Here is a 12118-nt window from a genome sequence, read left to right as displayed (position 1 = left end):
AGGCGTATCCCCTTGGCCGACCTGCTTTCCCGTGAATACGAGATCAATTACAGCCATGTTGATAACCGCGGCATCGCAAAGCCGTCTTTCCTGTGGAACATCATGCAGGACGCGGCTACCGTACACGCGGAGGCCCTGCATCTCGGCCCCGCAGACCTTCATATCCTGTGGGTACTGTCTCGGATGCGCGCCACTCTCCTGCGACCGTTGCTGCCCTACGAGCGCATCCGCTGCGAAACCTGGTGTCCCGGCATCCGCGGCGCGAGCTGGTACCGTTGCTTTGCGTTTTTTGCCAACGAAAAGCTGGTCGGCGAGGCCCAGTCCATGTGGGTGACGCTTGACCCGCAGACCCACCGCATCCTGCGGCCCAGCGGCTTCCCCGCGGCCGCGGATTACCTACATACGGCGCGCGGTGCGTTATTCGACCCGCTTCCCAAGCTCTCTTGCGCGTCTGTCAAACCACATCATGTCCACCCCGTCCTATATTCCGACCTGGATGTCAACAACCATGTCAACAATGTCCGCGTCGTCGAGCTGATCTCGGACGCGCTCGACCTGCAGCGGCAGCCGGGCTTTATCTCCGAGCTACAGGTCAACTACACGGCGGAAACCACGTTCGGCGAGCAGCTCGCACTTCTCTGCGGCACGGTGGGCTCGGCCCGCTACGTCCGCGGCGAGGCAGATGGAAAACCGCATTTTGAAGCGCTCGCCACAATGTCCCCTCTGGAAAGGCAGGTACCCTGAAGCATGACCGATCTGATAAAGCAAACGGCCGACGATATCCTGCGGATCTGTAGGCCGGAAAAAATCATCCTTTTTGCCGAAAAACGCACGATGGCGACCGGCAAGCTCAAAGCGCTCAGCCTGTGCGTCATTGTGCCGGACGACGTGGACTGCCGTAAGCTGCGGCCACGCCTGCACCTTGCAATCTCGGCCGATGTGCCGGTCAATCTGAGCGTGTATACCGCCGAGGAATGGGAAGATCTGTGCGCCGACGGAACATCGTACGCCGCCTGGATCGCCCGGAAAGGCCAGGTAATCTATGAGTCGACGACGTAAAGGGGCCTCCGACAGTCATTTCTATTACAAATGGCTGGACAAAGCGCTGTGCGACCTGCAGTGCGCCCGCCTGCTTCTGACCTATGGCGGCGACCCTTACAACACCGCGTTCCACTGCCAGCAGGCGATTGAAAAAGCGCTCAAGGGCTATCTGCTCTATCGCACCGGCAGACACTTTGACGGGCACAACCTCACCTATCTGTGCCGGCAGGCCATCCGCATCGATCCGGATACGTTTACCGAATACCTCGATGAAAGCGCGGCGCTCAACGACCTTTATATTGAAACGCGCTATCCCACCGACCTCCCTTTCGAGATCGACGAGCGCGAGATCCGGCGGTATCTGGATATGGCCGAGCGCATGTTCGCCGCGATCCGCAGGGAGCTTTACGCCGGCGGCCGGCCGCACCGCATCGAAGAATAATAAAAGCCTGCTGCGTTCCCCGCAGCAGGCTTTTTGGGCCTTTATGCCCGTTCTTTTCCTTTTTCCGCCTTGGCCGCCAAGCCATGCCGGATCGGCTTCCATTCCACCTTGTTCACCAAGGCGGCAAGCGAGATCGGTATGTACGTCAGCATAAACAGCGGGAACGTGAACATAAACACAATCTTTTTCCATGCCGGACCATCAATTTTCTTCCATTCGGATAGCATCGTGACCGCCCCGAACAGGAACAGGCTGAACGAAATCCCCTTAATTGTCATCCAAATAATCCACCCCAGCATACGCAGCACGCGGTATGTGATAAACGCCGGCTGCGCAAGGCTGCTCAGACAGGCGAACAGCGCCAGCGCCAGCACGCCGAGCGTGACCAGGTTGCCGGGCGCGACCGTCATCAGCATATCATAACAGGACATGCTGTGGCGCCCGCCGCGCAGGCAGCCGCCCAGAAGCGCGCCGGTATAGCGCGCGTCGATCTGGTAAAAGCCCTTGGTCCAGCGCATTCGCTGATCCCACGACTGCCGGAACGCGGTCGGCTGCTCGTCGTAGATCACGGCCGTGCCGCAGTAGCCGATCTTCCGGCCGCGGATCGCGCATGAAATAGAAAACTCAATATCCTCGGTCAGCAGATGGTAGGGCCAGCCGCCATCCTCGCGTATCACATCCGCCGCGACCAGGAAGCCGGTGCCGGAAACCGCGCAGTTCACCCCAAGCTGGGTGCGCGGGCGGTTCAGGTAGCGCGCTTCCCTCAGGAACCACAGCGCATAGCCTGCAGAAATCCAATTGTCGCAGAAGTTTTTGGAATTGCGGTAGCTGGTCAGGGCCGCGTATTCGCCGGTGTCGAACATCTTGTTCATTTCCCGCACAAACTGCGGGTCAACCAGATTGTCCGCGTCAAACACGAAGAAGCCTTCGTAGGCCTGCTCGCCTTGGTCCTCAAAAATGCGGCGGAACAGATAATCGAGCGCATATCCCTTGCCGACCTGCACCTTGTTAAACCGCTCGTAAACGATCGCGCCCGCCTGGCGGGATACCTCCGCCGTGCGGTCTGTGCAATTATCCGCAATCACGATCACGTCCAACAGTTCGGCGGGATAGTCCTGCCTCTTAAGGCTTTTGATCAGGTCGCCGATCACGTTCTCCTCGTTGCGCGCGGCGATAATCGCCGCATAGCGGTGCAGCGCGGGGGCTTGCTTCCCGCCTTTCCCTTTTCCGAAGAAGCCGATCAGCAGGTAAACGATTTGGTACGCATAGGCTGCGGTAAAAAATATGAATAAAACAAAATGTAAACTTTCTAAAAAGCGAAGCATGGCGAAAACTCGTCTCCTTCATTCCCACTCGCAAAGTTACTCTCTCTAATTCTTGTACTATCATAGCACTATTGCCGTATTATGCAATAAGTTTTTGCCGGAAATTCACAACCTCCTTGCATTTTTCACTGTTCGCACAAAAAACCAGATATTTTTTCTGTAATTTTCATCACACTTTTTTGTCGTATTTCTGTCACATTATTTATTGTAGTATAGCAGAAAACCAGACGGATTCCATGAAGTATTTCTTAAGTTTTTTGGTATTTTTCCCTGCCGTCCGTCACATTGGGCCGTTTAACCGTTATCGTGATGAAAAGAGTCCTAGTTATAACGTTAAAAAGCACAAGGGACACGGTTCAGTGTCCCTTGTGCTTTTCCCTGCGCTTTTGCCGGTGCTTCTCATAGCGTTCCGCAGCCTCCCTCGCTTTTTCCTCCCGCGTGCGGATGCGGCGCGCGGTTTTCCCCTGTTCGCGCTGGGCGGCAAGCGCCTGCTGCGCCCGCGTACCGGTTCCCGACCTCTCCACCGCCTGACGGGCGGCGCGTTGGCGGCGCTTGGGGTTATCCGGCCGCGCCGGCCGCTCGCCCACCGGTATCGGCGGGCTGAACCGCAGCCGCCGCCAGCTTTGCAGCAGGAACGCATACACCTCGTGATCCTTGGGCTCCGCGCCGAACACCGTCCGGCTCGCCTCATACCAGTCGCCGCTCTCCCGCTCATACAACACGGCCCAGAACGGGTCGTCAAAATACACGGTCACACGGCAATTGACTGTGCGCATAGAAATTCCTCCTTTATTGGTTCTGCGCACAGAGAACGGACAACCAAAGGAGGCAGGTTACTGGCGGCGGTTCCCCGTCGCGTCCGGACTACCAACCGGACCGTGTTTTTATCTCTGCCCTTTCATTATATAATGACGGAACCCATCCGTCAAACCAGCAAAGAAAAAGCGCCGCATCCGCGGCGCAATAGGTTAATCCAGATTTTTCTTTTTCAGCATATACCAGGCGAAAAAGCAGCCCCCAACCGAGATCGCCAGCGGAATCCACCAGACAAAATCGCCCGGTATCCGTCCTCCCTCTATATTCATCCCATAAAAGCCAAAGATGATATTGGGGATCGTCATGATGATGGTCAACACGGTCAGCACCTTCATGATGATGTTCAGATTGTTGGAAACAACCGACGCGTAAGCGTCCATCGTGCCGGACAAAATACTCGAATAGATGCCGGCCATTTCGATCGCCTGCCTAATCTCGATCAGCGCATCCTCCAGGATATCCCGATCGTCCTCATACAGCTTGAGTACCCGTCCGCGCAGCACCTTTTCCATTGTGACTTCGTTGCCCTTCAGAGAAGCGGAAAAGTATACCAGCGATTTGGAGAGGCCCAGAAGCTGGATCAGCTCTTCATTTTTAAGCGAATCATACAAACGTTTTTCAATTCGGGTGAAGTCGCGTTCAATCATGCGCAGGTTTTTCAGAAAGCGGCCCGCCACCCGCAGCAAGATCTGGAACACAAACCGCGTGCGCATCGCCGTATGGACGCCCTTTACCGCGCCCTCCGCGATTGATCGCAGGATGATGCTGTCGTCCAGGCAGACCGTGATAACCGCGTTCTGCCCTACTACAATCCCCATTGGCAGGGTGCTGAACATCTGCCCGCCATCTTCGACCGAGCTTTTCTCCACCATCGGAATGTCGACGATCATCAAAAGCTGGTCGTCCTCCGTCTCGACACGGGAGCTTTCCTCCGGATCAAGCGCCGCGCGGATAAATTCCTCTTCCACCCGCGCCACCCGCGCGATCTCCTCCAGCTCGTCCGAGCTAGGATGCACCATATTGACCCAACAGCCCTCCGTAAAGCCCGAAAGCTCGGTTACGCGGCCGTCGATCGTCTTGTAAAATTCTACCATATCTTACCGCCTTTCTGCGGCGGCAATTATCTCTCTGCGCCACCGCGAGCTTTTATTTTTTTTATACTTCGAGGGTCCGCACTCACGGTGATCACACTCCTTTTACACAAACTTTACAAGGCCTTTTCAGACCAAAACAGCCCTTTACAGGGCTGTTTTGCATGATTACACAGGCACCAACAGAATCAGCGGTGATCCTTATCAAAAATGCGCATCAGCACGTCGAACGCCGCGTCGTCCGAACCAAGCTCGTTCGACTGGCTGCTCTTGGCGGAAGCGGACTTGTCCTCCGCCGCCGCGGTCGACGCCTCGGTGAACAAGCCGGAGGACGCCGGCTCCGGAGCCTTTCCATCCATATTCAGCTTCGCGGAATTGGGGATGTTGTCGAATCCGGTGGCAATAACGACTACGCGGATCTCGTCGTCCATCGTGTCGTCGATAAACGCGCCAAAGATGATATGCGCGTCCGGATGCGCCGCCTGCTGGACCATCGTCGCAGCGGTTTCGACCTCATCCAAGCCGATATCATCCGAACCGATAACAGAAACGATAACACCGTGCGCCATATCGATCGAGGTTTCGAGCAGCGGGCTGGAAATCGCCATGCGCGCGGCCTCCGCCGCCTTGTCCTTCCCAGCAGCGCGGCCCGTGCCGATATGAGCATAGCCCGCGTCTTTCATCACCGAGGTAACATCCGCAAAGTCCAGGTTGATGAAGCCCGGCACGGTAATCAGCTCGGAAATATTCGCGACCGCCTGCCGCAGCACGCCGTCAGCGATCTCAAACGCGTTCTTGAACGTGATCTTCTGTTCGGAAACATATTTCAGGCGCTCGTTTGGGATGATGACCAGCGAATCGACGTTCTTGTTCAACTCGTCGATGCCGCCCAGCGCCTGCTCCAGACGCTTCTTACCCTCGAACGCGAACGGACGGGTGACAACGCCGACCGTCAGGATACCCATTTCACGGGCGATCTGCGCCACGACCGGCGCCGCGCCTGTGCCGGTGCCGCCGCCCATGCCTGCGGTGATGAACACCATATGGGTGTTGGCCAGCGCCGCGGCGATCTGCTCCTTGCTCTCCTCCGCAGCCTTGCGGCCGATCTCCGGGTTTGCGCCCGCACCCTGTCCCTTGGTCAGCTTCTCGCCGATCTGGATCTTGGTGCCGGCCTGAGAGAAGTTCAGCGCCTGCATATCTGTATTGATCGAGATAAACTCAACGCCCTGCACGCCGCTTTCGACCATGCGGTTGACCGCATTGCCGCCGCCGCCGCCCACGCCGATGACTTTGATATTTACTACATTATCCAAGCCCTGTTCAAACTCAAAACCCATTGTTGCCATCCTCCGTTATGATAAAAAATCTTTCAGATTATCTTCGTTACACAATATCAACGGCCTGTCCCTGTCTGGAAGCAGAATGGACAGACAGCCCCTATTGTTTTAATTTTACCTCTTTTTGTTCTATTTTGCAACACATATTAGTGAATCCCTCAAAAAAATATTGAGTTTTTCTGTATCTTTCCACCAAAGGCGGCGCCGGTATTTTTCACCAATATCCGGCATCCCTCCGCTGTGAAAAAGCCTTTTGCGGGCGCTGCGATCTTTTAATGGGACAGGGCGACGTGCCGGTCATTCGGAACCCTCCGAACCGGCGGCGCCGCTGTCCGCCCCGCCGTCGGCTTCCCCTGCATCGTCTCCGCCGGCTGCGTCCAGCGCGTCCGGATCGACAATGGGGCTGTCATCCGTCTCCTGTCCGGTTGCGGAATGCGCGATATTTTCCGCAGTATCCGGCACAAAATGCAGCCTGTTTTTCGCATCCCAGTACAGCCGCCCGATATCGGAGGGTGAGAGCCGCCCATCGATCACAGTCTGCGCAAAGCGCAGCCGGTAGGCAAGCTGTTCCATCGTGCCGACGCGGATATCGAACCGGTCCAGATAGCCGACGCGCACATCGGTGAGCGACTGCAGGTTGATGAAATCGGTTTCCGAGAGCATGTCCGCCGCGTCCAGCGTTTGCAGCACGGTCAGCAGAGCGTCCACATAGGCATCCGCAGCCGGCTCCAGCGTCTGCCCCGGCCGGACCGCCTCAAGCGTCACGCCGGCTACGACCGGCAGGCCGTTATCCGTCGCCGCCTGCTCCAGCACTTTGCCCTGCGCGCTGACCAGATAGTACACGCCGTTAGTGGAAACAGCCACTGCCGCCCGGCACTCGGTCACTGTGACGACCAGCGCATCCGGCAAGTGGCGCCGGATCTGCACGGTTTCCAGATAGGGAAACTGCTCCAGCAGGCTATTTGTCGTTTTCACCTTGTTCCAAAGATAAAGGTTGTCACCTTTTTTCACATCCATGCCCGCGACGATCTCCTCGGGCGTGTATTTGGTGGACCCTTCCACGGAAATCGTGTCTACCTTGAAAAAGACCGTCAGGGCGAGCACGGCAGCCGACAGCAGTATGCCGACAAACAGCAGCCGGCCGACCGTATGGAAAAACCGCTGCCGCCGGTTCGCCCGTTTCCTCATCTGTTCCGGCGTTTTCTGTTTTCGCTTCCTGCGTCTCATGCAAGCGCCCCTTTGCCTTATTTTTGCCGCTCGCGGACAGCCTGCATGATCTCGCGGTAAATTTTTTCGCTTGCGTCATGCGCGGCCAGGCGCGTCGCGTCGCGCCCCATCTGCCGCAGGCGTTCCCGATCGGACAGCAGCTCCCCTATCTCGTCGTACAGCCGCTGGGGCGAAGCGTCCTTCTCCAGCAGCACGCGGCAGCCGCCCGCCTGCTCGAGCGCGCGCGCGTTTTTCTCCTGATGGTTTTCCGCCACGAACGGCGAAGGCACCAGTAGCGCGGGCCGCCCCAGCATGCACAGCTCGCCCATCGTCGCCGCGCCCGCGCGGCAGACGATCAGGTCAGCCGCCGCCATGCGGTCCGCCATATCATAAATATACTCAGTCAGTTCGATATTGGGATGCTCCCGCAAAGCCGCGCCTTGCTCCTCCGCAAGCCGCGGCATCCAGTCGCGCGCCGCCGCGCCCGATGCGTGTACATGCCGGTACGGCACATTGTTTTTGCATTCCAGCGCGATCGTACCCGCCATGTGCTCATTCATATATTTCGCGCCCATGGAGCCCCAGAACGAGACGACAAGCTGATCGTCCTCAGACAGGCCGAAGCGGGCGCGCGCCTTTTTCCGGTCCGCTGATAAAATTTCACCGCGCACGGGCGCACCGGTCACGACCACCTTGTCGCCGCCGCCGAGCAGCATTTCCGCCTGCTCAAAGCAGACCAGCACGCGGTCCGCCTTTTTTGCCAGCATTTGCGTCACCTTGCCCGGCAGTGCGTTGACCTCGAGCAGCACGGTCGGTATCCCCATTTGCTGCGCCGCGCGAACGACCGCGAACGATGCATAGCCGCCGCAGCCGATCACGCAGTCCGGCCGCGCCTCCCGCAGCAGCTTTTTCGCCTTGCCGACCGCGGATACGGCGAGCCGCGCCGCTTTCAGGTTATGTGCAAGCCCCTTCGGGCTCATGGAGCGGGACAAGCCGATGATCTCAATGGTATCCAGCGGATACCCCTCTCTCGGGACAAGCTTGTTTTCAATACCGCGCGCCGATCCTGCGAACCGGACAACCGTGTCCGGATGCTTCTGCTCAAAATACCGCGCGATGGCAAGCCCGGGCGTCACATGCCCGCCCGTGCCGCCGCCAGTGATATACAGCTTCAAACCTGATTTCCCCCTATCGCTTCATTCTTCGTTGCGCGCGTCTATCCGCATATACCGCGATATATTCAGCAGTATCCCCATTTCTCCGAGCTGCATGAGCAGCGCCGTGCCGCCATAGCTGAAAAACGGAAGCGCCGCACCCGTCACCGGAATAATGCCTGTGACGACGAACAGGTTCATCAATGTCTGTATCGCCAGCTTTGCGGTAATGCCGGTCGCCAGCATCGCGCTGAATTTATCCGGCGCCGCCCGCGCGACGCGGAACCCGCGGTAAATCAGATAAGCGAACAGCAGAATCACCAGCAGCGCGCCGATAAAGCCCATTTCCTCACACCATGAGGCAAAGATGAAATCGTTCTGCGGTTCGGGCAGGTACAGGTGCTTCTGCCGTCCCTGCCCAAGCCCAAAGCCGAAAAAGCCGCCCGAGCCGATGGCGATCTGGCTCATCGCCCCTTGGAAGCCCTTATCCGTCATATCCGAAAACGGGTCGAGCCATACCGCGAAGCGATCCCGCACATGGGAAAACATGAAATAAAACGCCGTCAACGTTCCGGCGCCCACCACGCCGATCGGAACGAAATACCACAGCCGCATGCCGCCCGCGACGAGGATGCACACACCGATGCCGCAGACAATCATCATCGCCGAGGTATGCGGCTCGAGCGCCAGCAGCACAACATATACCGCAAGCAGGAAGCCGTATGGCCGGACCAGCCCCTTAAAGCTGCGCACGCTCTGCGCGTCGCGCGCGATCCAATACGCGAAGCACACAATAACGGCGAGCTTTGCCAGCTCGGACGGCTGAAAACCGAACAGCCAGCGCCGCGCGCCATTATACCAGGTGCCGATGCCCGGTATCGCAACCAGAATCAGCAGCACGACCGACACCGCCAGAAACGGCTTGTAAAACCTAGCGTACAGCTTATAGCTAACCTTGGAAATAACGATCATCGCGACCACGCCAGCTACGGCGACCATCCCCTGCCGCGTAACGAAATGCAGGGAATCGCCTTTGAAATTGTAATAGCCGGTCGAATAGCTCGCGGAAAACAGCGCGACCAAGCCGATCGCCAGCAGCAGCATGACCGAAAAGAAAATACCCGCGTCCCAGGCATGGGCGCGCACGCGCGTCCGCTCGCGGAACCGGCCGTCGGAGGGCTGCAGCGCCGTCTCGCCCCTCTCTTCCGCCCGCATGGCGGGACGGTTCGCATACCGCGGTCCTGCGGTCACCCTGCGCACCGTGCGCGCTTGTCTGGTTGTCGTTGCCATGTGGACACCTCCGAACGGGCTTTGAATTGTAAACAGTTTACAGAACCGGCGCCAGCGCTACATAATACGCCAGCAGGCAGAGCAGAATGGTCGCGCCGGAAAATATCAGCACGATCTTCTTTTCGCCCCAGCCACACATCTCAAAATGATGATGGATCGGCGCCATCTTGAACAGGCGCTTGCCGCCGGAAACCTTGAAGTATGTTACCTGCAGGATGACAGACAGCGTTTCGATAATATAGATCAGCCCGACCAGCAGCAGGATCAACGGCATATCGCAGGCAAACGCCAGACCTGCCACCGCGCCGCCAAGAAACAACGAGCCCGTGTCCCCCATGAAAACCTTGGCCGGATTGAAATTATAGATCAGGAACGCCGCCAAGCCACCCGCGAGCGCCGCCGCGAACAGCATCACGCCAGCGTCCTGCCGCGCAATGCCGACAAACACAAAGAAAATGGCGACCGGCAGGGTCACACCCGCGGCCAGTCCGTCGATACCGTCGGTCAGGTTGACCGCGTTATCCGCGCCCACGATAACGAACGCGGCAAAGATGATGTACAGCGGCCAGGGAAGCGGGATCGCCACAGCGGTAAACGGGATCCAGAGGGCGGGCAGTCCGTCCGACTCCAGAAACAGCACCAGGATGAACGCGCCCGCCACCAGAATTTGAAGCACCAGCTTCTGCTTGGGCGTCAGCCCCGCGTTTTCCTTTTTGCGAATCTTAGCGTAATCATCCACCAGACCGACCGCGCCGTACGCTGCGGCAAGGCCCAGCACCGCCAGCGAGGAGACCGAAACCCCTCCCAGCAGCGTGTTGCCCGCCAGAACCGCCACTGCAATGCCGATGATAAACATAAACCCGCCCATCGTCGGGATGTTCTGCTTGTTCATATGCCATTTCGGCCCGATCTCCAATATCTTCTGGCCGAATTTCATCTTGCGCAGATAGCGGATCACCGCCGGCCCGATCGCCGCTGTGATCACAAATGCGACCGCGCAGACAATCAGCGCAGTCCGGATATTGATCGGTGTCATTCTTCCACGTCCTCCCCTAAGAACCATGCGAGCGCGCGCTCCATCCGCATCCCGCGGCTACCTTTGAACAGCAACGCGTCGCCCTTTTCCGCATCTCGCCGCAGCGCCGCGACAAGCGCGGCCTGGTCGTCAAACGCATACGCCGCGGCCATGCCGCGCTCCTTCGCGCCCGCGACCATCGCGTCCGCGTCCGGCCCATAGGCATACAGCGCGTCGGCGTTTTCCGCGGCCGCGCGTCCCGCGCGGCGGTGGCCCTCCTCCGCATAGCCGCCCAGCTCCAGCATGGAGCCAAGCACCGCGAACCGCCGCCCGCCTTCCGCCATGCCGCCGAGCACCTTGAGCGCCGCCTCCATGGCGTCCGGACTGGCGTTATAGCAGTCCGCAAAGATGCAGTAGCCGTTCTGCTCGTAAATGTTCTGCCGCATGCCGCTTGCCTCATAGGAGGAAAGTCCTGCGGCGATATGCTCCGGCGTCTCGCCCAGCAGCAGGCCGACCGCCGCCGCCGCGAGCGCGTTAAGTATATTATGCGCGCCCGGTATGCTGAGTTTTGCCGAAAAACGTCCGCCCTGCGGCAATTCGACCGCCGGCAGACCGTTATTTACTATATCAAATGCACTGTCTCCATGCAAGTATGCAGTTAAATCACACGCCGGATTTTCTATCCCATAGGTAACCGTCCGGCAGCCCAGCGCGTCCCGCTTCTCCCAGAGAAGCGGTTCGTCTCCGCAGAGCACGGCGCAGCCGTCCGGCCGGAGGCCCTCCAAAATCTCGAGCTTCGCCCTGCAGATGCCCTCGCGCGAGCCAAGGAATTCAATGTGCGAGGTGCCAATATTGGTGATAACCGCGATATCCGGCTGCGCGGCCGCGGTCATACGGGACAGCTCCCCGAAATGGTTCATGCCCATTTCCGCAACCATGACCTCGGTTTTCCTAGTCATTTGGAGCAGGGTGAGGGGCAGGCCGACCTCGTTATTCAGGTTGCCTTCGGTTTTCTGTGCGCAGAACTGCTGCCTGAGCACGGCGTAAAGCAGTTCCTTGGTCGTCGTTTTGCCGACCGAGCCGGTTACGCCGACCACCTTGCCGCCGCACAGCCGGCGGTAGCCGCCCGCCAGGTCCAACAGCGCCTGCGCGGTGTTCTCCACATATAGAACCGGCACCGGATAGGTTTCGTTCTGTCGGTGCGACACCACGGCCGCGGCGCCGTTATCCACCGCCTTTGCGATAAAATCATGCGCGTCGAAGCGCTCGCCCTTGAGCGGCAGGAACAGCGTTTCCGGCGGTATCTGCCTGGAATCCGTGGAGACCGACGACAGAGATGCCGCCCCGTGCGCCTTCCCCCCGGTCCATTCCGCTGCCTGCGCCAGTGTAAAGCGTTCCATC

12 protein-coding genes are annotated in these 12118 nt (G+C 58.7%); 3 read left to right on the top strand and 9 right to left on the bottom strand.

What is annotated here, in order from left to right:
- Window positions 1–12: 12 nt before the first annotated feature.
- From DBQ51_RS14555 to DBQ51_RS14545, 3 genes are read left to right on the top strand one after another with little or no spacing between them, the layout of a single operon-like run.
- Complete coding sequence (locus DBQ51_RS14555; RefSeq protein ID WP_054327629.1) at window positions 13–744, top strand: acyl-[acyl-carrier-protein] thioesterase; 732 nt, start codon at window positions 13–15, stop codon at window positions 742–744.
- A gap of 3 nt (window positions 745–747) precedes the next feature.
- Window positions 748–1059 carry a hypothetical protein gene (locus DBQ51_RS14550; protein WP_054327630.1) on the top strand — a complete coding sequence of 104 codons (312 nt, stop codon included), beginning with the start codon at window positions 748–750 and terminating at the stop codon, window positions 1057–1059.
- Window positions 1043–1483 (top strand): HEPN domain-containing protein, encoded by a 441-nt coding sequence (locus DBQ51_RS14545; RefSeq protein WP_054327631.1) that lies wholly within the window; start codon window positions 1043–1045, stop codon window positions 1481–1483. Before DBQ51_RS14550 ends, DBQ51_RS14545 begins: the two co-directional genes overlap by 17 nt.
- Before the next feature lie 41 nt (window positions 1484–1524).
- Here DBQ51_RS14545 and DBQ51_RS14540 read toward each other — a convergent pair whose 3' ends face one another.
- The 9 genes from DBQ51_RS14540 to DBQ51_RS14500 form a co-directional block, all read right to left on the bottom strand.
- Window positions 1525–2808: a glycosyltransferase family 2 protein gene (locus tag DBQ51_RS14540; protein WP_107631914.1), complete on the bottom strand. Its 1284-nt coding sequence runs from the start codon at window positions 2806–2808 to the stop codon at window positions 1525–1527.
- A gap of 356 nt (window positions 2809–3164) precedes the next feature.
- Window positions 3165–3584, bottom strand: coding sequence for a YjdF family protein (locus DBQ51_RS14535; RefSeq protein ID WP_054327633.1), 420 nt, complete (start codon window positions 3582–3584; stop codon window positions 3165–3167).
- Between the two features lie 192 nt (window positions 3585–3776).
- Window positions 3777–4718 (bottom strand): magnesium transporter CorA family protein, encoded by a 942-nt coding sequence (locus DBQ51_RS14530; protein WP_054327634.1) that lies wholly within the window; start codon window positions 4716–4718, stop codon window positions 3777–3779.
- A 185-nt stretch (window positions 4719–4903) separates the two neighbouring features.
- The gene (ftsZ, locus tag DBQ51_RS14525) at window positions 4904–6052 is read right to left on the bottom strand and encodes a cell division protein FtsZ (RefSeq protein WP_107631913.1); all 1149 of its coding nucleotides are present in this window, start codon (window positions 6050–6052) and stop codon (window positions 4904–4906) included.
- Between the two features lie 297 nt (window positions 6053–6349).
- On the bottom strand, window positions 6350–7279 hold the full coding sequence (locus DBQ51_RS14520) for a cell division protein FtsQ/DivIB (protein WP_054327167.1): 930 nt from the start codon (window positions 7277–7279) through the stop codon (window positions 6350–6352).
- A gap of 17 nt (window positions 7280–7296) precedes the next feature.
- A complete protein-coding gene (murG, locus tag DBQ51_RS14515) occupies window positions 7297–8433 on the bottom strand; it encodes an undecaprenyldiphospho-muramoylpentapeptide beta-N-acetylglucosaminyltransferase (protein WP_054327166.1) in 1137 nt (378 codons plus the stop codon).
- A 21-nt stretch (window positions 8434–8454) separates the two neighbouring features.
- A complete protein-coding gene (gene ftsW, locus DBQ51_RS14510; RefSeq protein WP_107631912.1) occupies window positions 8455–9702 on the bottom strand; it encodes a putative lipid II flippase FtsW in 1248 nt (415 codons plus the stop codon).
- A gap of 37 nt (window positions 9703–9739) precedes the next feature.
- The gene (gene mraY / locus DBQ51_RS14505) at window positions 9740–10738 is read right to left on the bottom strand and encodes a phospho-N-acetylmuramoyl-pentapeptide-transferase (protein ID WP_199855202.1); all 999 of its coding nucleotides are present in this window, start codon (window positions 10736–10738) and stop codon (window positions 9740–9742) included.
- Window positions 10735–12117 (bottom strand): UDP-N-acetylmuramoyl-tripeptide--D-alanyl-D-alanine ligase, encoded by a 1383-nt coding sequence (locus tag DBQ51_RS14500; protein ID WP_107631911.1) that lies wholly within the window; start codon window positions 12115–12117, stop codon window positions 10735–10737. The genes mraY and DBQ51_RS14500 overlap by 4 nt, the downstream gene beginning before the upstream one ends.
- Between the last annotated feature and the right edge of the window lies 1 nt (window position 12118).

The organism is Agathobaculum massiliense, assembly GCF_900291975.1.
Taxonomy (GTDB): Bacteria; Bacillota; Clostridia; order Oscillospirales; family Butyricicoccaceae; genus Agathobaculum; species Agathobaculum ammoniilyticum.
This window is presented reverse-complemented; position numbering and strand designations above follow the sequence as displayed.